The sequence below is a fragment of the Allobosea sp. 2RAB26 genome, from assembly GCF_052115465.1.
Lineage (GTDB): Bacteria > Pseudomonadota > Alphaproteobacteria > Rhizobiales > Beijerinckiaceae > Allobosea.
Window position 1 is genome coordinate 41,750 of record NZ_JBFRGS010000013.1, and the last position, 21,688, is coordinate 63,437.

The 21,688-nt window shown below is 65.1% G+C and carries 19 protein-coding genes; 10 read left to right on the forward strand and 9 right to left on the reverse strand.

Annotated features, from left to right (window positions below):
- Positions 1 to 44 precede the first annotated feature (44 nt).
- Complete coding sequence (locus AB4118_RS23195) at positions 45 to 269, reverse strand: hypothetical protein (protein WP_441491953.1); 225 nt, start codon at positions 267 to 269, stop codon at positions 45 to 47.
- Positions 270 to 905: 636 nt separating this feature from the next.
- Between AB4118_RS23195 and AB4118_RS23200 the strand changes: the two genes are divergently transcribed.
- From AB4118_RS23200 to AB4118_RS23215, 4 genes are all read left to right on the forward strand, one after another.
- Positions 906 to 1,502 (forward strand): TetR/AcrR family transcriptional regulator, encoded by a 597-nt coding sequence (locus AB4118_RS23200; RefSeq protein ID WP_441491954.1) that lies wholly within the window; start codon positions 906 to 908, stop codon positions 1,500 to 1,502.
- Between the two features lie 162 nt (positions 1,503 to 1,664).
- A complete protein-coding gene (locus tag AB4118_RS23205) occupies positions 1,665 to 2,822 on the forward strand; it encodes an efflux RND transporter periplasmic adaptor subunit (protein WP_441491955.1) in 1,158 nt (385 codons plus the stop codon).
- Complete coding sequence (locus tag AB4118_RS23210; RefSeq protein ID WP_441491956.1) at positions 2,819 to 5,974, forward strand: efflux RND transporter permease subunit; 3,156 nt, start codon at positions 2,819 to 2,821, stop codon at positions 5,972 to 5,974. Before AB4118_RS23205 ends, AB4118_RS23210 begins: the two co-directional genes overlap by 4 nt.
- A gap of 124 nt (positions 5,975 to 6,098) precedes the next feature.
- Positions 6,099 to 6,650, forward strand: coding sequence for an NADPH-dependent FMN reductase (locus tag AB4118_RS23215; protein WP_441491957.1), 552 nt, complete (start codon positions 6,099 to 6,101; stop codon positions 6,648 to 6,650).
- Positions 6,651 to 6,753: 103 nt separating this feature from the next.
- Here the strand turns inward: AB4118_RS23215 and AB4118_RS23220 are convergent, their stop codons facing one another.
- Both AB4118_RS23220 and AB4118_RS23225 read right to left on the reverse strand, forming a co-directional pair.
- Positions 6,754 to 6,957: a hypothetical protein gene (locus AB4118_RS23220; protein ID WP_441491958.1), complete on the reverse strand. Its 204-nt coding sequence runs from the start codon at positions 6,955 to 6,957 to the stop codon at positions 6,754 to 6,756.
- Positions 6,950 to 8,602 carry an FUSC family protein gene (locus AB4118_RS23225; RefSeq protein ID WP_441491959.1) on the reverse strand — a complete coding sequence of 551 codons (1,653 nt, stop codon included), beginning with the start codon at positions 8,600 to 8,602 and terminating at the stop codon, positions 6,950 to 6,952. Before AB4118_RS23225 ends, AB4118_RS23220 begins: the two co-directional genes overlap by 8 nt.
- 281 nt (positions 8,603 to 8,883) lie before the next feature.
- On the opposite strand from AB4118_RS23225, the gene AB4118_RS23230 reads away from it, so the two are divergent.
- The 6 genes from AB4118_RS23230 to AB4118_RS23255 all read left to right on the forward strand — a co-directional run bounded on the left by AB4118_RS23230 (position 8,884) and on the right by AB4118_RS23255 (position 14,162).
- Positions 8,884 to 9,273 (forward strand): c-type cytochrome, encoded by a 390-nt coding sequence (locus AB4118_RS23230; protein WP_441491960.1) that lies wholly within the window; start codon positions 8,884 to 8,886, stop codon positions 9,271 to 9,273.
- Between the two features lie 436 nt (positions 9,274 to 9,709).
- Entirely contained in the window at positions 9,710 to 10,525 is an 816-nt protein-coding gene (locus AB4118_RS23235) for a cytochrome c oxidase subunit II (RefSeq protein ID WP_441491961.1), read from the forward strand.
- A gap of 64 nt (positions 10,526 to 10,589) precedes the next feature.
- The gene (locus AB4118_RS23240) at positions 10,590 to 12,350 is read left to right on the forward strand and encodes a cytochrome c oxidase subunit I (protein ID WP_441491962.1); all 1,761 of its coding nucleotides are present in this window, start codon (positions 10,590 to 10,592) and stop codon (positions 12,348 to 12,350) included.
- Positions 12,351 to 12,362: 12 nt separating this feature from the next.
- Entirely contained in the window at positions 12,363 to 13,082 is a 720-nt protein-coding gene (locus tag AB4118_RS23245) for a cytochrome c oxidase subunit 3 (RefSeq protein WP_441491963.1), read from the forward strand.
- 12 nt (positions 13,083 to 13,094) lie between these two features.
- Entirely contained in the window at positions 13,095 to 13,817 is a 723-nt protein-coding gene (locus tag AB4118_RS23250) for a heme-copper oxidase subunit III family protein (protein WP_441491964.1), read from the forward strand.
- 9 nt (positions 13,818 to 13,826) lie between these two features.
- A complete protein-coding gene (locus AB4118_RS23255) occupies positions 13,827 to 14,162 on the forward strand; it encodes a cytochrome C oxidase subunit IV family protein (RefSeq protein WP_441491965.1) in 336 nt (111 codons plus the stop codon).
- A gap of 99 nt (positions 14,163 to 14,261) precedes the next feature.
- Here the strand turns inward: AB4118_RS23255 and AB4118_RS23260 are convergent, their stop codons facing one another.
- The 6 genes from AB4118_RS23260 to AB4118_RS23285 form a co-directional block, all read right to left on the reverse strand.
- Complete coding sequence (locus AB4118_RS23260; protein ID WP_441491966.1) at positions 14,262 to 15,653, reverse strand: amidohydrolase family protein; 1,392 nt, start codon at positions 15,651 to 15,653, stop codon at positions 14,262 to 14,264.
- Positions 15,654 to 15,802: 149 nt separating this feature from the next.
- Complete coding sequence (locus AB4118_RS23265) at positions 15,803 to 16,660, reverse strand: LysR family transcriptional regulator (protein WP_441491967.1); 858 nt, start codon at positions 16,658 to 16,660, stop codon at positions 15,803 to 15,805.
- 236 nt (positions 16,661 to 16,896) lie between these two features.
- Positions 16,897 to 17,886 (reverse strand): ABC transporter substrate-binding protein, encoded by a 990-nt coding sequence (locus AB4118_RS23270; RefSeq protein ID WP_441491968.1) that lies wholly within the window; start codon positions 17,884 to 17,886, stop codon positions 16,897 to 16,899.
- Entirely contained in the window at positions 17,883 to 19,652 is a 1,770-nt protein-coding gene (locus tag AB4118_RS23275) for a thiamine pyrophosphate-binding protein (protein WP_441491969.1), read from the reverse strand. The genes AB4118_RS23270 and AB4118_RS23275 overlap by 4 nt, the downstream gene beginning before the upstream one ends.
- A gap of 19 nt (positions 19,653 to 19,671) precedes the next feature.
- The gene (locus tag AB4118_RS23280) at positions 19,672 to 21,171 is read right to left on the reverse strand and encodes a tripartite tricarboxylate transporter permease (RefSeq protein ID WP_441491970.1); all 1,500 of its coding nucleotides are present in this window, start codon (positions 21,169 to 21,171) and stop codon (positions 19,672 to 19,674) included.
- A gap of 7 nt (positions 21,172 to 21,178) precedes the next feature.
- Positions 21,179 to 21,637 carry a tripartite tricarboxylate transporter TctB family protein gene (locus AB4118_RS23285; RefSeq protein WP_441491971.1) on the reverse strand — a complete coding sequence of 153 codons (459 nt, stop codon included), beginning with the start codon at positions 21,635 to 21,637 and terminating at the stop codon, positions 21,179 to 21,181.
- Positions 21,638 to 21,688: the final 51 nt, after the last annotated feature.

Here is a 21,688-nt window from a genome sequence, read left to right on the forward strand (position 1 = left end):
CGGGTCGCGCGAATGCAATCCGCCGCCTTGCGATGCCCCGGCGCTCAGCGGCGTTTCCGGATTTCCCGCAAGCGTTCGATATCGGCGCAGAGACGCTCGGCGATCTCCGGGGGATATCCACGCAGGACCCGGCCCCGTTCCAGCGAGGGTAGCCACAGCAGATAATCGACATCCCGCTCGTGGCACCATTCCGGCGAAGAAATCGCGACCATCTGCCCGGCCAGGTCAGACCAGATCATGCGTTCCCCGCCGCCGTTATCCTTGGTCATGCCCAGCCCCCCGCTGGAGATTCAGAACAGCGTTACCTGATATTTGTTCCAATCACCTAGTATTTTGGCCATTCTAATTCTTGCGTTACTCCTCTCTCAGAGAGTCTGACGTGATATTTCTCAATAATACTTGAGAATCCGAAACCCTGAATTCCGCGACCGGCCCCATCGGCAATCACAGATCCGCCGCAAGTCGGGACCCTTCCAAAATATACGACCCAAAGACCCCGAGAACGATTTTCACAGTACAAATAAATCATAACATCGGTAAAATACCAGAGGATCATCTGACTGGATCGCTGAAGATGGCTTGGGGTCTCGTTTCAGATACTCCTGCCCTTCGGCGGAAGCTGCGGGCCAACACGACTTGCACTCGCCTGAGAGGGGCGTCGCGCGCCGCCGCCGGCATTACGCCATGCTCGGCATGACCCTTGGCCAGGCCAGCATCTCCCTTGCGTAACGATCTCGTGACTAAGGCCGTCACCAGGCGATCGCGTGCGCCCTTGCGTCCCGCTTCACGCTGAAATATCCTCACTTGTAGATTTTATAGCAATCATCCGAGCAATGCCGCGATCCGAGCGATCCACTTCCCCCAGCCCAGCTCCGCGCCCTCGCGGTCGGCGGCTCAAGGACCAGATGTCGGGCCGCGAGGCTTTGCTTCTCGCTGCGACGAGCGCCTTTGCGCGTCATGGCTATGACAGCGTCGATCTGCGCAGCCTGGCCGCTGCCGCCAAGGTCGACCCCGGGCTGGTGCGTGTGCATTTTGGCGGCAAGGAGGGGCTCTGGCTCGCGAGCATCGACCATGTCGCCTCGTATACGACGCAGCTGCACGCCGAGATCCGACGCCTGACGGCCGAGACACGCCCGCTCAGGGACCGAGTGACCGATGCCATCCGCCTGACAGTGCTTTTCCATTTCAGCCACCCGGAACTCGGCCTCTTCATCGCGCAGCAGGCGAGGGAGAGCGGGGCGCGACTGGCCGCATTGAAGGAACTCCTGCTTCGTCCCGCGCTCGATGCCTTCATACCGCTTCTCGATCAGGCGGTTCGCGAAGGTGTCACGCATGCGAGCGACCCCTTCATCGCCTTCTCCATTCTCGCCGGCGCATTCTTCTGGCCCTCGACCGCGCCCGACCTCGTTCAATCCCTGTCCGCGAGCCCGATGGATCGCGGACAGTTTCAGGAGCATTTCCTTGAGAATCTCGTCGCCGTATTCCTGTCCAAGCCTGACTAGAGGGAGGACACCCCTGCCTCATGCCCCCGCAAAGACGATGAAGGCTACCCGCGCTTCCGGTGGGCAATGCTCGTGGTTGGATACGGGCCTTGCTCATGGAAGACTGCGCGATGCCCCGACGGCGACCGCGCCGCGACCTGCACTACTGGAAGGATGCGACGGATGACCACCTACACGCCGCGGCGCCGTTTCGCGCTCTTCAGCCTTGCCTTCATCTGGCCGCTGCTTGGCGCAGCAACCCTGGCCCAGGCGCAGGGGGCCGCGCCCCCGCCTCAGGTGACCGTGGTCGAGGTCAAGGCCGGCAAGGTGCCGCTGACATTCGAGTATGCCGCACGCGTCGAGGCCTCGCGGGAGGTTCAGGTCCGGGCCCAGGTTGGCGGGATTCTGCTGAAGCGGAACTTCGTCGAGGGCGCCGAGGTCAAGGCCGGCGACATTCTCTTCGAAATCGATCCGAGGCGCTACGAGGCCGACGTTGCCAAGGCCAAGGCACAGCTCCAGCAGGCGGAGGCACAGCTCGCCCAGGCGACGCGTGATGCCGAGCGCTATACGCGGCTGGCCCTGACCGGCTCCGGCACGGAAAAGGCGCGCGATGACGCCCTCTCCGCCAAGGAACTCGCAACGGCTTCGGTCGCCGTCGCTCACGCCGACCTGAACGTCGCGGAACTCAATCTCGGCTACACCAATGTGAGGGCGCCGATCAGTGGGGTCACGAGCCGCGAGGAGTTGCCCGAGGGCAGCCTGATCGGCACCACTGGCGACAGCAGCCTGCTCACCAAGATCACCCAGCTCGACCCTGTCTACGTCATCTTCAACTCCAGCGAGAGCGAAGTGGCCGAGGTCAGGGCCCTGCTCGAGGCACAGGGCATCTGGGAGCGTGCCGGGGAGGTCCTCTCGGTCAAGCTCACCTACGGCGATGGCCGCGTCTATGCGCAGCCCGGCGTCATCGATTTCGCCTCCTCCGGCCTTGATCCGGAAACCGGGACGCTGCGGCTGCGTGCCGTTGTCCCCAATCCCGAGCATCGCCTGCTGCCCGGCCAGTTCCTGCGCGCGATCGTGATGGGGGTCGTGCTCAACGACGCCATCGTCGTTCCGCAGGCAGCCGTCTCGCAGGGACCGCGCGGACAGTTCGTCTACACAGTCGACAGCCAGGGGAAGGCCGAAGCCCGCCCCGTCGTACTCGGACGTCAGGTCGCCGACGGCTGGATCGTCACCTCGGGCCTCAAGCCCGGCGACAAGCTGATCACGGAGGGGATCATCAAGGTTCGTCCCGGCGCGCCGGTCTCGATCGCTGCTGCGGCGCCCGGAGCTGCCAAGCCATGAATCGCTTCTTCATCGACAGGCCCGTCTTCGCCGCCGTCATCTCGATCGTCATCGTGCTTGCCGGCCTCGTCGCGATCCGGGCGCTTCCGATCGCGCAATATCCCGAGCTGACGCCGCCGCAGATCGTCGTCAGCGCCACCTATCCCGGCGCCAGCGCCGAGACGATCGCGCAGACGGTGGCAGCGCCACTCGAGCAGCAGATCAACGGCGTCGAGGGCATGCTCTACATGCAGTCCTCGAACTCCAGCAGCGGCCAGATGTCGCTGACGGTGACATTCGCTCAGGGCACCGATCCCGATCAGGCAACGATCAACGTCAATAATCGCGTCCAGCGCGCGACGCCGACCTTGCCGCAAGAGGTCACCCGGCTCGGCGTGACGGTCAGCCAGCGCTCGACCTCCATCCTCGGCCTCGTGGCGATGTATTCGGAGAACGACCGCTTCGACACGACCTATGTCGGCAACTATGCCCTGCTGAACGTCATTGACGATCTGAAGCGCATTCCTGGCGTCGGTGACGCGGCATTGCTCGGCCAACGCGACTACTCGATGCGGATCTGGCTGAGCCCCGACAAGCTCGCCCGCTACGGCCTGACGACCACCGATGTCGCGGCAGCCATTCGCGAACAGAATGCCCAGTTTGCAGCCGGCCGTTTCGGCGATGAGCCGAACGACCCATCGACCCCCTTCACCTATTCCGCCACGACCCAGGGGCGTCTCCCGGATGCCGAGGCGTTCGGCAACATCATCCTGCGCTCCGACATCAACGCGGCGACGCTCAGGCTCAGGGATGTGGCGCGGGTCGAGCTCGGCTCGGCCAGCTATACCGTCGACAGCAAGCTCAACGGCAAGCCTGCGGTGCCGCTTGCGGTCTATCTTCAGACGGGAGCGAACGCGCTCTCGACCATGGAGGCGCTCAAGAGCCGCATGGACGAGCTGAAGCAGTCCTTCCCGGAGGGCATGGCCTACAGCATTCCCTACGACACGACGAAGTTCATCCAGGTCTCGATCGAGGAGGTGGTCAAGACCTTCGTCGAGGCCATCGTCCTGGTCATCCTCGTCGTCTTCCTCTTCCTGCAGAACTTCCGGGCGACCCTCATCCCGGTCATCGCGGTGCCGATCTCGATCATCGGCACCTTTGCCGGCATGTACATGTTCGGCTTCTCGATCAACCTGCTCACCCTGTTCGGCCTCGTCCTCGCCATCGGCATCGTCGTCGACGACGCGATCGTGGTTCTGGAGAATGTCGAGCGCATCATGGCGACCGAGCACCTGTCGCCGCGAGAGGCTTCGATCAAGGCGATGAGCGAGGTCACCGGGCCGGTCATCGCGATCGTCCTGGTGCTGTGCGCGGTCTTCATCCCCGTGTCGTTCATGGGCGGGTTGGCCGGCGCGATGTACAAGCAGTTCGCGGTCACGATCGCCCTGTCGGTCACGATCTCGGGCATCGTCGCGCTGACCCTGACTCCGGCTTTGTGCGCGCTGATCCTGAAACCGGGCCATCAGGAGCCGGCATTGCCGTTCCGGCTGTTCAACCGCTTCTTCGACAAGCTGACGAGCGGCTACGTCTCCGGTGTCGGCTTCCTGGTCAAACGCTTCGCCATCGGCCTTGTGCTCTTCGCCGTGCTCATCGCCGGCACCGGCATCCTGTTCCGGACCATTCCGGGCTCGCTGGTTCCAGACGAAGACCAGGGCGTGCTGCTCGGGGTGGCCATCCTGCCTCCGGCCGCCTCGCTGAACCGCACCGTGGCGGTGATGGATGAGGCTGCGACCAATATCGGCAAGCACCCGGCTGTCGAAAACGTCTTCGCCATTTCGGGGTTCGACCTTCTCTCCGGAAGCGAGCGGACCAGCGCCGCCACGACCTTCGTGACGCTGAAGGACTGGAGCGAGCGCCGAACCCCGGACCTCGATGCGCGCAACCTGGTCAAGACGTTCACCGGCATGAATATCGGGATCAAGGACGCCATGGTCCTGTTCTTCAATCCGCCGCCGATCAGCGGGTTGAGCACCACGGGCGGGTTCGAACTCTATGTGCAGGATCGCACCGGAGGCGGCGTCCCGTCGCTCTCCGCCGCCACCGCACAACTGGTCGAAGCCGCCTCGAAACGTCCCGAACTGGCCGGCGTGCGCACGACCTTCGACACCGGCGTTCCGCAGTACCGGCTCGACCTGGACCGCGACATGGCCAAGGCGCTCGGCGTGCCGATCAGCTCCGTCTTCGAGACGATGCAAAGCACGTTCGGCAGCCTCTACGTCAATGACTTCACGCTCTATGGGCGCAACTACCGCGTCAACCTGCAGTCGGAGGCCGCTTTCCGTCAGGCACCGAAGGATCTCAAGCAGGTTTTCGTGCGCTCGAGCAACAACAAGATGGTGCCGCTCGATACGCTAGTGAAAGCCGTGCGCGTCGCCGGCCCCGACCAGTTCGAGCGCTTCAACGCCTTTGCCGCGGCCAAGGTGATGGGCAATCCGGCGCCCGGATACACATCGGGCGCGGCGATCGCTGCGATGCAGGAGGTGGCGCGCGAGTTGCCGCAGGGCTTCCAGATCGCCTGGACGGGTTCGGCCTATCAAGAGCTCGCCACCAGCGGGACCGGCTCGCAGGCCATGATCTTCGGCATCATCATGGTGTTCCTGATCCTCGCCGCGCAGTACGAGAAATGGACCCTGCCGCTGGCGGTCATTCTCGCGGTTCCATTCGCGCTGTTCGGGGCGCTGCTCGCGGTCTGGCTCCGCGGCCTGACCAACGACGTCTACTTCCAGATCGGCCTTGTCACGCTGATCGGTCTGGCCGCCAAGAATGCCATCCTGATCGTCGAATTCGCCGTTCTGGTGCGGCAGGAGGGCATGAGTGCCGCCGAGGCCGCGCTCGAAGCAGCGCGGCTGCGCTTCCGGCCGATCGTGATGACCTCGCTCGCCTTCATTCTCGGCGTCGTTCCGCTCGCGATCAGCAGCGGAGCGGGCTCCGCGAGCCGGCACTCGATCGGCACGGGCGTGATCGGCGGCATGTTGGCGGCGACCTTCATCGCCACCTTCTTCATCCCGATGTTCTACCGGCTCATCGACTGGCGCGACCCTCGCCCGGCCAAGGATGCAGGGCCGGCGGCGAAAGTCGAGGTGACGGCGGAGAAGGCGGGAAGCCCGGTCTGAACCTCGGACCGGTCTCGTATCCACCTCGCTCACGTGGCGCGCGGCCGGGATGATCGCGCGCGACAAATCGGGTGTCGAGCACTAGGCTCGACGCCGCAACCAGCACGATGTGATGGGACACACCATGAGCGAATTCAGAATTGCCGTCGTGATCGGCAGCCTTCGTCGCGATTCCTTCAATCGCAAGCTTGCCACGGCCATCGCCAAACTCGCCCCGCCCGAATTCAGGTTCCATCAGGTCGCGATCGGCGATCTGCCGCTCTACAATCAGGATGACGACGCGAACCAGGCCCCGGTCGTGAAGCGACTGAAGGCTGAAATCACCGACTCCCAGGGCGTCATCTTCGTCACTGCCGAGTATAACCGCTCCATCCCCGGCGTGCTGAAGAACGCGATCGATCAGGCCTCGCGGCCCTATGGGCAGAGTGCCTGGGCCGGCAAGCCGGCCGGTGTTCTCGGCGTGTCGGTCGGCGCTATCGGAACAGCGATTGCGCAGCAGCATCTGCGCAATGTCCTCGCCTATCTCGACATGCCGACGCTCGGACAGCCGGAAGTCTTCATCCAGGCCAAGGATGGGTTGTTCACCGAGAGCGGCGAGATCGGTGATTCCAGCCGGGCTTTCCTGCAAGGCTGGATGGATGCCTATGTCGTCTGGGTGAAGAAGCACTCAGCCTGAGGCGCCTTTTCTGGAAAATCTAACGACGACATCCCGGCTCTGTGCCGTTGAAGCGGCCTGACCGGGATGAGCGCCGAGCTTGCGCGGCCTCCTGCGCACGCCATTACGCGCCGGCGAGAAAGGGCTCCGCCTGCCGAAATGCCGCTGCGGCCTCCTTCATGGCGCGTGCGGCCTCGGCATTCGCGATTGTTCGCGCGGCCTCGTCGAACAATTCCGGCCTGGGCGATTCCGTCCTGAACCGCCCCAGAGCCGCGAGCCCCTGCGCAATCAGCCGCCGATCCTCGTCCCCGAGCCCTCCCTCAGACATCAACCGCTGCAGCGCCGCCACCGCCCTCTCCGGCTCGGGCGAGGTGCAGAGTGAGGCGCATGATCTGCCGGGTCATGCCCTGATCCCAGCTTGCCCCGCGCCTGGCCTGCGGATTGGCGAGGAGCCGCTCGAGGTCTCGCCGGATATCCTCGCGGGTCCTTGCCGCGTGCCGGTCATGCCTGCGCGGCAGCAGAATGAAGCTGCTTGTCACCAGCACCGCAGCGGCGACAAGCGCGCCGGCCTCGCTCAGGATTGCGGCGGGTCTGGTGACGGCCGGCAACACCGCCTGGCTGGCCAGGAGAAAACACATATTCGCGTCGATCGCCGCGATTGCCGTCCTGCGGCTCGCGCGCGCCAACCCTCCAAGCAGGAGGAACGGTGCCACCGAAACCAACAGCTCGGGCACGGTCTGGACATGCGGCTGCACGCCGAAGCGATAGATCAGGGCAGCCACCACCCCAGCCAGCACCCCCTTCAGCATATGCGGCGCATTGGCCTGCGGCTGCGCCAGCGAGCCCAGGACCATCGAGAAGATGCAGACTCCCAGCGCTGCGAGCTCCGCCACCGGCCAGTTTGCAGCATAGGCCGCAGAGGCAGCCAGCCAGGTGGCCAACCCCGACACCGCGCCGGCGGTGGTGCCCAGCGACCAGTCGCCATGGGGATTGTGCAGGAAGACAGGCACCAGGCCGGAGAGCTCATCTCCGGCCGGGCGGTCCGCACTGAGCGCGGCTTCTGCTGCGACCAGCCGCCGCAGACTGTCCGACAGGCGGGGATCCAGCCCTTCGGCACGGGGCACCTCCCCTTGCGCCTCTGTCTCCCGTTCGAAACGTTGCGCCAACCGGTCAAGTTCTGCCAGAGCCCTGGCGTTGGTCTCCTCCGACGCCTCCCGCGACGCAGCCGCGCGCCCTGCCGACATCACCAACAAGGCGGCCGCGACCAGTGCATCGACGCGCTTGCGACGCCGCGAGCCCCGCAGCGAGCCTGCCGTCATCTGATCCGCCGCCTGGGTGACGCTGCTCATCTCGGCGAGAAGCTGCCGTTCGGCTACGGCAACCCGATCCTGCGGAACGCCCTGGAGCGCCAAGGCTGCGAACCGCACCGCTTGCCGGGCCATCAGCCGCGCCCGGGACATGAGAGCAGAACGCGATGCTGACGGCGTGAACAGCGCCGTGACCAGCGTCACCACCGCCACGCCGATCAACGTGCACTCAACCCGTGCAATGGCGATGTCCCAGGATCGTTCCGGAGAGAACACCGTTGGCAGGATGACGATGGCCGCGGTTATGCCGCTCATCAAGGCGCCATAGGCGGTGACGCCGCGCAGCACATGCGTCAGCGCAGTGTTGAAGCCGACCCAAAGACCAAGCGCGAGCAACAGAAAATAGTGGTTGGGAATCAGATGCAGCAGGCCGAAGCCGACGGCTGCACCAATCAAAGTTCCGAGAATCCTGAGAAAGCCACGGGCGAACAAGAGCCCGCGCGAGGCTTGCGCCACAACCCAGACCGGCATTGCGGCCCAATAGGCGTTGGTGATGTGAAGCGACGATGCGAGAGCAAATGCGAGCCAGGCGGCAAGAGCCAGCAGCGCTGCTTGCCGGAGGCCCGCACCATCCAGCCCCAGCCGGAGCAAGGGCGAGGACCTCACGGCCACGGCTCGCGCATGTCCTGAGCAGCCTTCTCCAAGCGGACCTCATGTCGGTCGGTTGCCCGGCACCAAGCCCGGCGGGCGTTCACGCCACCATACCGCATGAGGCCGGTGGACGAGCCTGCATCGGCGGGCACGGCCCTGTCGATGACTGAGACCGACCGGTTCCAGCGCAGGCAGATTGGAGCTGCACCAATGATAGTGTAGGATTTGTGGCTACGGATGCGCGGGCCGGCCTGCTGCGTGTGGTGGGGCGAACCGAACCCGAAGGAGGCCCTTCGATGATACGCTTGGCCTTGACGACCGTCCTGCTTCTCCCCCTCCTTTCCCATTCAGTCATTGCCGCAGCAGACGCCACCTCCGGCGAGAAGATCTTCCTGCGATGTCGTGCCTGCCACCAGATCGGCGAGACCGCGAGGAATGCGGTCGGCCCGAAGCTCAACGGCCTGATTGGGCGCCCGGCAGGGTCCGTCGAGGGCTACAGCTACTCGGCTGCCAACAAGAACTCCGGCATCACCTGGGACGAGCCGACGTTCCGCGATTACATCAAGGCGCCACAGGCCAAGATCCCCGGTACGAAGATGGTGTTCCCCGGCCTGAAATCCGATCAGGAGATCGACGATATCGTCGCCTTCCTCAAGCAATTCGACGCCGACGGAAAGAAGAAGTAGCCGCCTTCGACGCGCAGGTGCGGCGATAGCGCGGCTGGCTCAACGCCGGCCTCGATTGACAACCAGCGAACGCGGCCGGACAATATTCAGCGACCATAGGCTGAGAAGCGGAGCGCTTTGCAGCCTGGGCGGGAGCTTTGCGTCACATGTGACGCGCAATCGTCTGACGAACCGGGAGGTTCGGCGATGGCGAGCAGGAAGCGACGCTTGAAACCGGTTGACGCGCTCGTCCGAGCCCGCGCCACGCGATCCCTCTGCGCCATCCCTCCAGTCTTTCTCCCTGCCCCGTTCTCGCCGCTCCCCGGCACCGCCATGAGCAGGCGGTATCGTTCTCGGGCCGACGAGAAGCCCGCTTTCACGACGTCGCCACGCTCCTATCGCGTTGCGGCGCCGACCGGACCCCGTTCATCGCCGCCATAGGCAAGGGTGACTGACCATGGGTGTTGCCGTCGTACTTGCGCTGGTCGTGGTCGGCTCGGTGGCGTTCCACCTGCTAAGCCCATGGTGGTGGACCCCGATCGCCTCCAACTGGCACTATATCGACAACACCATCATCATCACCTTCTGGATCACCGGCACCGTCTTCGCTGCCGTGGTGCTGTTCATGGCCTATTGCCTGTTCCGCTTCCGCCATCGCGAAGGACATCGGGCAGCTTATGAGCCGGAGAACAAGCGGCTGGAATGGTGGCTCGCGATCGGGACCGGCATCGGTGTCGCCGCCATGCTGGCGCCTGGCCTCGTCGTCTGGAAGCAGTTCGTGACGGTGCCGGCCGATGCCGCAACGGTCGAGATCGTGGGCCAGCAATGGCAATGGAGCTATCGCCTGCCCGGCGCCGATGGCCGGCTCGGAGCGACCGACGTAACCCTTGTCAGCCCCGAGAACCCGCTTGGCCTCGATCCAAAGGATGCGCGCGGCCAGGACGACATCATCATCCAGGGAGACCAGCTTCACCTCCTGCTCGACAAGCCGGTGAAGGTGCTGCTGCGCTCACTCGACGTCGTCCATGATTTCTACGTGCCCGAGTTCCGCGCCAAGATGGACATGATCCCGGGCAACGTCACCTATTACTGGTTCACGCCGACCCGTACCGGCACGTTCGAGGCGCTGTGCGCCGAACTCTGCAGCACCGGCCATACCTTCATGCGCGGTGGCGTCGTCGTCGAGCCGGAAAGCGAATACCGCGCATGGCTGCAGCAACAGAAGACCTTCGCACAGCTCACCGCAGCGGCGCGGGCGCAGGCGAGAAACTAGGGGATGGAAGACGGCTGAGCCTCCGACGAGGCGTGCCATCTGATGGAGAGCGGGAGGCGGTTTGATGGTCGATGTGCCGAGTGACGCTGCCGGACCTCTCTCGACCGCCGAGGTCGAGGATGTCGAACTCTATCATCCGAGAAGCTGGGTCACGAAATATGTCTTCTCCCAGGACGCCAAGATCATCGCGATCCAGTACTCGTTGACGGCGCTGGCGATCGGCCTCGTCGCCCTCGTCCTGTCCTGGCTGATGCGGCTGCAGCTCGGCTTCCCTGGCCTCGTCTCCTTCATCGACCCGGAGCGCTACTACCAGCTCATCACCATGCACGGCATGATCATGGTGATCTACCTGCTGACCGCGCTGTTCCTCGGCGGCTTCGGCAACTACCTGATCCCGCTGATGCTCGGCGCGCGCGACATGGTCTTTCCCTATGTCAACATGCTGAGCTACTGGATCTATTTGCTTGCCGTGCTGGTGCTCGTCGCCGGTTTCTTCGTGCCGGGCGGAGCGACCGGAGCCGGCTGGACCCTCTATCCGCCGCAGGCGATCCTCCCCAACACGCCCGGGCAGCCCTGGGGCATCATCGTGATGCTGGTCTCGCTGATCCTCTTCATCATCGGCTTCACCATGGGTGGGCTGAACTATGTCGTGACCGTGCTGCAAGGCCGGGCGAAGGGCATGACGCTGATGCGCATGCCACTCACCATCTGGGGCATCTTCACCGCGACCGTGATGGCGCTTCTGGCCTTCCCGGCTCTCTTCGTCGGGGCGGTGATGATGCTGCTCGACCGGCTGATCGGAACGAGCTTCTTCATGCCGTCCATCGTGGCTCTGGGAGAACAGCTCCCCTATCGCGGCGGCAGCCCGATCCTGTTCCAGCATCTGTTCTGGTTCTTCGGGCACCCTGAAGTCTACATCGTCGCATTGCCGGCCTTCGGGATCGTCTCCGACCTGATCAGCACCCATGCGCGCAAGAACATCTTCGGCTATCGCATGATGGTCTGGGCGCTGGTGGGGATCGGCGCGCTCAGCTTCGTCGTCTGGGCGCACCACATGTATGTCAGCGGCATGCATCCCAGTTTCGGGTTCTTCTTCGCGACCACGACGCTGATCATCGCCATCCCGACCGCCATCAAGGTCTATAACTGGGTGCTGACGCTCTGGCGCGGCGACATCCATTTCACCTTACCCATGCTGTTCGCGCTCGGCTTCATCGTCACTTTCGTCAATGGCGGTTTGACCGGGCTGTTCCTCGGCAATGTCGTCGTCGATGTGCCGCTCTCGGACACGATGTTCGTCGTCGCGCATTTCCACATGGTGATGGGTGTTGCTCCTATCCTCGTCATCTTCGGCGCGATCTATCACTGGTATCCCAAGGTCACCGGGCGGATGCTCGATACCACCCTCGGAAAACTGCATTTCTGGGTCACTTTCCTCGGCGCCTACCTGATCTTCTTCCCGATGCACTATATCGGCTTGATGGGCGTGCCGCGCCGCTATCACGAGATCGGCGACATGGCCTTCGTTCCGGCGTCGACGGCGACGCTGAACGGCTTCATCACCATCGTCGCCCTGGTCGTCGGCGCCGCCCAGCTCGTCTTCGTCTTCAATCTCGCCTGGAGCCTGAAGCGAGGCCGGCCGGCTGGCGGGAATCCCTGGCGCGCGACCACGCTGGAATGGCAGACGCCCGAGACACCGCCGGCCCATGGCAACTGGGGCAAGACGCTGCCCGTGGTCTATCGCTGGGCCTATGACTACAGCGTGCCCGGCGCCGCAGAGGATTTCCTGCCGCAGAACCAGCCTCCCGATCCGCAAACGGCGTGAGGAGGCAGCATCGTGGTCGTCATCCTCCTGTTCATGGTCTTGATGGCAACGCTCGCCGGCTGGTGGCTGTCGCATCAGCGGCTGACAGCCAAGCCCTGGCTCGAAGTCGGGGTCATCGACGAGGCCGGAGATGCGGGGACGCGATCCCTCCTGATCGCGAAGCTCGGCCTCGGCGCCTTCCTCGCCGTCGCCGGCTCGCTCTTCGCACTCCTGATCAGCGCCTATTCAATGCGCATGAGCATGACGGACTGGCGCTCTCTGCCGATGCCAATCGTGCTCTGGTTCAACACCGGGCTGCTCATGCTTGCGAGTGTCGCCCTGCATTCGGCGGTAATCGCTGCGCGCTGTGACGAACCGTCGAGCATCCGCTCTGGACTGCTGGCTGCAGGGGTCTGCTCGCTGGCCTTCCTCGCCGGACAGGTGCTGGCCTGGCGCGAACTCGCGGCTGCCGGCTATTTCAGCGCGGCGAACACGGCGAGCGCCTTCTTCTATCTGGTCACCGCAATCCACGGCCTGCACATGCTTGGAGGTCTCGTGGCGCTGGGGCGGACGACGGCCCGGTCTTTCGCGCCGGCCGAGCGTACCCCCCAGGCATCGGGCGCCTTGCGCCTCAGCGTCGAGCTCTGCGCGATCTACTGGCATTTCCTGCTGCTGGTCTGGCTCATTCTCTTCAGCCTGCTGATGCGCTGGACCGACGACCTGATCGAGATTTGTCGCGGATTGCTGAGCTAGGAGGCGCGACCGATGAACGAGCTATCGCCAACCGCCCTGAAGCCCGAAAGCATAGGTCTCACCGGCTGGAGCGGTGTCGAGGCGGACTGGTCCGCGGATCAGCGGGCGTTCAGGACGGCCTCCTGGGGGAAGGCCATGATGTGGATCTTCCTGCTCAGCGACACCTTCATCTTCGGCACCTTCCTGATCTCCTACATGACGGTCAGGATGTCGACGGTCGTGCCCTGGCCCAATCCGAGCGAGGTCTTCGCGCTTGAGATCGGCGGCCACCACCTGCCGCTGATCCTGATCGCCATCATGACCTTCGTGCTGATCAGCAGCAGCGGCACCATGGCGATGGCCGTCAATTTCGGCTACCGGCGCGACCGCCGGAAGACGGCGATCCTGATGCTGCTGACCGCACTGCTCGGCGCAACCTTCGTCGGCATGCAGGCCTTCGAATGGTCGAAGCTGATCGCGGAAGGGGTCCGTCCCTGGGGCAATCCCTGGGGCGCCGAGCAGTTCGGCTCGAGTTTCTTCATGATCACCGGCTTCCACGGCACCCATGTCACGATCGGCGTGATCTTCCTGCTGATCATCGCGCGCAAGGTCTGGCGCGGCGATTTCGACCAGGAGCGCCGCGGGTTCTTCACGAGCCGGAAGGGCCGCTACGAGATCGTCGAGATCACCGGCCTGTACTGGCACTTCGTCGATCTCGTCTGGGTCTTCATCTTCGCGCTGTTCTATCTCTGGTGAGAGGTCGCCATGGCTCAGTCAAACATTCCGCACGGCGACACGCAGCAGCATCCCATCCGGCTCTATCTCGTCGTCTGGGCCTGGCTCTTCATCCTCAGTGCCTGCTCCTACATGGTCGATTACTTCGGCCTCGTGGGCTATCTGCGCTGGTCGCTGATCCTGCTCTTCATGGCGCTGAAGGCAGGGTTGATCGTCGCGGTCTTCATGCACATGGCCTGGGAGCGCCTCGCGCTCGCCTACGCGATCCTGCTGCCGCCCGCCGCCTTGATGGTCTTCGTCGCGATCATGGTCTTCGAAGCGCACTACACGCTCTTCAACCGGCTGACATTCTTCGCGACGGGATGACGTGCCCGGCCGCCCGGCGCGCTAAGCAACGACCAAGCAAGGGGCCTCCCCTCTCGACGGCCCCGGACAGGCCGTCAGGAGGGCGAGGACGCACCGCTATCAGGCGTTGCCGACGCTGCCATAGACCATGCGCCCGCGATGGAATGTGGCGCTGCGTGCGGGCAGGCGGGCGACCGCCTCGGCGGAGCAACTGGCCCCGACCAGCGTGAAGGCTGCGTCATCGCCGGCCTTTGGCCAGACGCGATTGCCACCATTGTCCAAGGGCAGCACCCCGCCGGTGGCGATCGCCATGGCACGCGACAACCGGAACTCATCGCTGCCCCGGTAGAGTTGAGCATACAGGTTGGCTTTTTCCAGCATGTCGGCGCAACCGAACGGCGACCAGTGATCGATCACGCTGTCGGTCCCGGTCATCACGAAGACGCCTGCTTCGCTCAACCGAGGCAGCGGCATCATCAGGCCGCCGATCGGTACCGTCGAGGCGATGGTCATCTGCTGCGCCGCCAGACGGGAGGCGGTTTCGGCCAGAGCGTCCGGAGGGAGCGTGGTGAGCGCGAAGGCGTGGCTGATGGTCACCTTGCCGCGCAGTGCCGGATTCTTCTCCACCGTATCGATCATGTGGTTGATCGCGGCGACCCCGGCCGGACTGGTCTCATGCAGGTGGATATCGACGCCCTTGCCGGTATCGAGAGCGATCTGGAACATCGCATCGAGCGATTTCTGCATCGAACCGTCGACATTGGTCGGGTCCAGACCGCCGACATAGTGCACGCCCATCTGCATGGCTTCGCGCATCAGGCCGTCGACCTGGGAATGCAGCAGGCCGTGCTGCGGGAAGGCGACGATCTCGCAGCTGAAATCGCTGCGGTGATTCTCCAGCGCGCGCTGCAGGTGCTCCAGGCTCTTCAGGCCGCTGACCGGGTCGATGTTGCAATGGCTGCGCGCCACGGTCGTTCCCTTGGACTGCAGCAGGGCAATCAGCTGCTCGGCGCGCTGTTGCGAGGTCGGCAACAGCTTGGGGAGCAGATTCTGTTCGAGCGCGATCATGTCCAGGATGGTCTTGCCCTGGCGCGGTCGCGGCGCCTGCCATGGGCCACCGTAGAAGGTCTTGTCCAGGTGAATGTGCATGTCGCGCATTGCCGGGAGCATGAGCTGGCCATGCGCCTGATAGCGCGGCACGCCGGCGGGCGGAGCGGTGTTTGCCGGGTGCAGCGCAGCGATCTTGCCGTCCTTGATCTCAAGCGTGTGGAGCGCGGTGCGGGTGCCGATGACCGTGTCGCCATCATACTCGAAGCCTTCTTCGAGCCGCACGTCGCTCAGGTAGTAATGCCGATCGGTCAGCGTACTCGCGCCGGCCTCGGAGGGGCGGCCGGCGCTGGCCGGCGCGGCCTGTGCGCCGCCACCGGCCAGGCCGATGACTGCGCAGGCGGTGGTGAGTTTCCCGGTCTGGCTGAGAAAGCCCCTGCGGCTGTGTTGATGGACGCTTTCCACGTTTGTTTCCTTAACCTCGGGTCTGGGCGTTTCGGCTCCTAGATTACGAATGGGCTGCGCGGGTTGGCAGCGATATTTGCCAATGATGACTATTCGATTTGGCAATGATGTCCGTCGCGGACATAGCATCACCGTCAACTCGGGCCCGCTCACCGTTCCAGGTGGCAGAACTCGGCCAATCTTTCTGCCAGCATGACGGCCGCGGCGGGCGCGTTGTCGCGGTAGTACAGCGCCAGCTCGAAATCGTTCACCGGCGGCAGGCCTTCCGCCGTGCCCAGAATTCGGTGGTCGGGCAGCCGGCAGCCGGCCGGCAGCAGGGTTACGCCCAGCCCGGCGGCGGAGGCGGCAGCGAGCGCAGCCAGGCTGGCGCTGCTGTAGCTTACACGCCAGCGAATGCCGAGGCTGTCCAGCGCCTGGCAGAGCTCCTCGCGATAGAGACCGTTGAGCGGGAACACCGCCAGCGGCACCGGCGAGCGTTCGATGGCCGGGTGCGCCTGGCTGTCCAGCCATAGCAACGGTTCGAGCCTGGCCGCGCGCGGCGGCTGACGGCGGCGCTGCTTGACCAGGATCAGGTCCAGCTCTTCGCGCTCATAGGCGCTGCGCAAATCGGCGCTGAGGCCGCTGGTGACGTCCAGCCGCAGATGCGGCTGCTCACGGCTGAATGCCGCCAGCAGGTCGACGGTGGGGACCGTAAAATCCTCCGGCATGCCCAGCCGCAGCACGCCGTCGCGCCAGAAGCCGGTCAAGGCGTCATGCGCCTCCTCGTTCAGGGCGATGATGCGCCGTGCATAGCTCAGCAGCCGCCCACCCTCCTCGGTCAGCTCAACCTGATGCGAGGAGCGCTCGAAGAGCGGCTTGCCCAGCATCTCCTCCAGACGCCTGACCTGCTGGCTGACGGTGGACTGCGACAGGGACACGCGGTCGGCGGCGCGGGTGAAGCTCTGGCTCTCGCAGACCGCGACGAAGCTGAGCAGCAGCTGCGGGTTGAACATCGGATAGCGATTCATGCGCCCGCCGCCAGCATTTCATGAGCCGATTTGCCCGATACTAGGCGGTGCGGGTGGTCATGGCCAAGGCGAAGCAAGCCTTCGCGGGCGAATATCCGCGCGTTGGCGTCGGACTCAGCAGCCGCTGAATCCCGTCCTTGAGCTGCGCGCGGCAATCTGCCCGGCACTGGCCTTCGCTCACTGCGCCTGTCGGCCAGACGGAGCGGCGTTGGTGCTTGGCGCCACTGAGGGTCCCCTCAGCGGTGATTCGGAAAGATCTCCGGGATCGAGAGACATCTGTCGGTGAGCCCCTGTTCCCGGGAATAGCGGGCCATGGCCTCGATCGCCGTGCGGTTGGGCTCGATCCCATAGGGCCAGTAATCCTTGCCCATGACCTCTTCGGTCTGGCGCAGCGCCGCCTCCTGCCAGGGCAGCATCGCCGTGTCATAGGCAAACTGATGCAGCTCGTTGGCGGCGAAGGCCTTGGCCTGCTCGAAGGCCACGGTCAGCGACGCAGCCAGGTCGGGATGGCGATCGGCGATGTCGGAACGGATGCCGATCAGATGCATCGGCGGGAACAGGCCGGTCTTTCGGAAATAGGCCCTCTCAGCCGCCGGAACATCCGGAAACAACCGCCGGATCGCCGGATGCCCGTCGGCGAAGGCCTTCGGCGCGCGCGGCGCGATGATGGCATCGAGCTTGCCCTCGAGCAGCCACTGCCAGAGCGTCTCGCCGGCGGGCAGCCGCGTCGTCTCGAACCGGGCGGGCAGGGTGACCGGCACCTTCTCCTCGCGACCGGGCGCATCGATGCCGCCGATGATCCAATGGACTGCTTCCGGCCGCACGCCATATTCGTCGGCGAGGAGGCCGCGCACCCAGACATTGGCCGTGAGCTGATATTCCGGGACGCCGACGCGCCGGCCGGCGAAATCCTCCGGCCGCTCGATCCCGGAATCGCTGCGGACATAGAGCGCGCTGTGGCGAAATTTGCGCGAAACGAACAGCGGCAGGCCCAGATAGCGACAGGTGCCGCGCGAGCGCAGCAGGAGGTAGGTCGAGAGCGACATCTCGGTTATGTCGAACTCGCCTCCAAGCATGCCGCGCAGGAAGACCTCCTCCGGCGGGAGCACCGACCAATTGAGCGTATAGCCCTTCGGCCGGAACATGCCCGCGATCAGCGGCCAGGTCCGGTCATAGGCGCCGCAGCCGACGGTGAGCCGCGTGTCCTCTCCCAGGGGCCCGTTCATCGGTCGGAATAGCCGGGGATGATCAGCGCATCGATGATGTAGCGACCGCCGGCCGCGACAACGGCAGCGCCCCGCTCCAGCTCGGCGAGCAGCTCGTCGACGCTACGGACCGAAACAGCCCCTTCGAAACCCTGCGCGCGCGCCAGCCCGATGATGTCGGGCGCCGGATCATCCAGCCGCTGGCCGATCCACTTGTTCTCGACCGGCCGGCCGCGCTGGCGTGCCATGCGCTCCTGATGGACCTCGTCGTTGAAATAGGACCGGTTATTGGCGACGACGAGCAGCATCGGCACGCGCTGATGCGCGGCTGTCCAGAGTGCGTTCACGCCCATCAGGTAATCGCCGTCGCCGATGACTCCAATCGTCATCCGGCCGCTGCCCTTCAGCGCAATCGCGGCGCCGATCGTGTGGCCAGGCCCTGTGCCGACGGCGCCGCCGCCATCCTTGCCGAGAAAATCCAGTGGCGTGCGGAACCGGCAGGCGCTGCGCGGCCAGCCGAAGGAGAGACGGGCGAACGTCACCTCCCGATCGCGCGCGAAGGCAGAGATCGTGAAGGCCATCTGTTCGGCGTTGAAGGGCGCGGTACGGTCCGGGCCCTCCGAGGCTGTCTGCGTCCAGTGGCTGCCTTCGGACACCAGTGACGGCGCCGGTTGCCAATCCGTGCCGACAGCCTCCAGCAACTGGCTGACGAAGCGATCCGGATCGGCCGCGATCCTGACATCGCAGGCCGGCAATGCCTGATGGTCCATGCTCCAGCCATTGGCGACATGGCCGTCGAGCGAGCAGTGGACGATCGCGGTCGTCAGCGGCTCCTGCGTCTGCGAGGCACCGCAGCGGGCGCTGAGGAAGCCGGCCAGATCGTGCCAGTCGAGGCTGACGATGGCATCGGCCTCGCGCAGCAAGTGCTGCTCAGCGTCGTTCGGGCGCTCGCCGACCGGGGCCAGCGCATGAAGCCGGTGCTCGGTCGGAAAGCCTGACGCATTATGCGTGGTCGTCAAAACCGTCGCCCCCAGCCGCTCGGCCAATGCGATACGGCGTTGCCAATCGCCAGCATGGCGCGAGACCCGGCCGATCAGAAGCAAGGGCGCACGCGCATTGCGCAGGATGTCCAGGGTCCGAGCGATGTCCTCGGCGGGAGCCGCGGCCGGCCGCGGCGGCGCAAAGCGGCGGATATCGGGGACCCTTACCGCGCGGTCGAGCCGGCTTTCCTGCATCTCGGCGTCGAGGCAGACATAGACCGGGCCGGTCGGAGCGGTCCGCGCGATCTGGTCGGCGCGCAGCACGGATTCGACCGCGGCCTCGGCCGAGGCCGGCTGGTCGTCCCATTTGGTGTAATGCCGGACCAGCGCGCCCTGGTCGCGCGCAGTGTGGATCCAGTCGATCCAGGGCCGGCGGCGATGCGCGTCGACCGGGCCCGTCGCGCCGAGAATCAGCATCGGCCGGCGATCGCACCAGGCGTTGAAGATCGTCATCGTCGCATGCATCAGCCCGACATTGGAATGCAGGATGACGGCCATCGGCTCCTGCGCCACCCGCGAGAATCCGTCGGCGATCGCCACCGCGTGTTCCTCGTGCAGGCAGACGATCATCGCCGGGTCATGGTTGCCGAGGTGGTTCACCAGGCTGTCATGCAGGCCCCGGAAGCTCGCGCCTGGAACCAGTGCGACATATCTGTAGCCCAGCGCCCTGATCGTCTCGGCAACGACGTCGCTGCCCCATCTTTCGGTCGCCGGCGCCACGGCGCCCCCCTCGGTCTGCATGGTCATGTCCATCTGGCTGTCGCGCTTATTCGCTGAAGACCTCGTCGCGGCCCTTACGGATCGCCGGTAGGATGGCGACGGTGAGCATGGCGAACGCGATCAGGATGAGGATGGCGGCGATCGGCCGCTCGACGAAGGTCATGGGGTTGCCGCGCGAGATCATCAGTGCCTGACGGAGGTTTTCCTCCATCATGCGTCCGAGCACGAAGCCGAGGGTCAGCGGCGCCGGCTCGAAGCCGAACTTGGTGAGGCCGTAGCCGAACACGGCCAGCGCTCCCATGATTAGGATGTCGGCCGGCTCGTTGTTGATCGAGTAGACGCCGATGCAGCAGAAAATGACGATGCCGACGAACATCAGGCGATACGGCACTTTCAGCAGTTTCACCCAGAGCCCGACCGCCGGCAGATTGATGACCAGCAGCATCAGGTTGCCGACCCACATCGAGGCGATCAGCCCCCAGAACAGGTCGGGCATCTTGGTCATGATCTGCGGGCCAGGCACGATGCCGTGGATCGTCATTGCGCCGACCATCAGGGCCATCACCGCATTGGGCGGGATACCGAGCGTCAGCAGCGGAATGAAGGAGGTCTGAGCTCCGGCATTATTGGCCGATTCCGGCCCGGCGACGCCCTCGATCGCGCCGCGGCCGAACCGGCGCGGATCGCGGGCCAGCTTCTTCTCGAGCGTGTAGGAGGCGTAGGGCGCGAGCACGGCACCGTTGCCCGGCAGGATGCCGAGGATCGAGCCGAGCAGGGTTCCGCGCAGGATCGGCTTGGCCGAAGCGCGCAATTCCTCGGGGCCAGGCAGCAGCCGGCCGATATGGGTCTGGCGTACCTGCCGTGACTCGCCATGCTCGAGGCTGCGAAAAACCTCGGCGATGCCGAACAGCCCCATGCCGAGCAGGGCGATCTCGATACCGTCGGCGAGCCAGGTCGCTCCGAAGGTGAGGCGCAGCTGGCCGGTTGTCAGGTCTGGCCCGACAGTCGAGAGCAGCACGCCCACCAGGATCATCACCACGGCCTTGAGCACGGATCCGCGCGCCAGCAGGACTGCGAACGCGAGCCCCATCAGCATGAGCGCAAAATACTCCGCTGGCCCGAAGATCAGCGCGATGCTGGCCAACGGCGCGGCGAGGGCGGCAATCACCAGTGTCGCAATCGTGCCGGCGACGAAGGAGCCTATCGCCGAGATCCCAAGCGCAATGCCCGCTCGGCCTTGGCGCGCCATCTCATGGCCGTCGATTGCGGTGACGACAGCGCTCGACTCGCCGGGGATATTGAGCAGGATCGAGGCGGTGGAGCCGCCATACTGGGCGCCGTAATAGATGCCGGCCAGCATGATCAGCGCGGCGGTAGGATCGAGCCCGAAGGTCAGCGGGAGCAGGATCGCGATGGTCGCGATCGGCCCGATCCCAGGCAGGACGCCGATCAGCGTCCCCAGCATGCAGCCGGCAAAGCAGAGCAGGATATTGGTCGGCGACAGCGCGATGCCGAGGCCGTGGCCGAGATTCTGCAGGAGTTCCATGCGCGCCTCAGAAGTTGATCGAGAACGACGGGAGCACCAGCATCGGGATCGGCTGGTTAAGCGCGAAGCGGAACAGAAGGGCACAGGCGACCGTCATCGCCAGCGCAAAGACAACGAGCTCGCGCGGCCTGACCTCACGCGAGCCGAAGCCGGCGACGAGCATGGCAAGCGGCGCCGCGACGATGAAGCCGGGCTCACGGATCGTCGCGGCGAAGAGCACGATTCCGGCCAGTACGAAGGCCGGCCCGCGCAGATGCCAGCGTTCGAGCGCGTCGCCATCCTCGATGAAACTCAGCACGACGAGGACAGCACCGCCGATGCCGATCGCGATCGCCGTCCAGCGCGGCACCATGGCCGGGCCGATGACGCGCAGCGTGCCTTGCGCGAGATTGCCCAGCATCAACACGACGACGGTCGCCGCTGCGATGAGGATCAGGCCGGAGACCAGATTCTGCGGAGAACGCACGGCGCGTTTCCACCGGGGGAGAGGCTCGGACTGGCTCATGGCAGTTTCGCC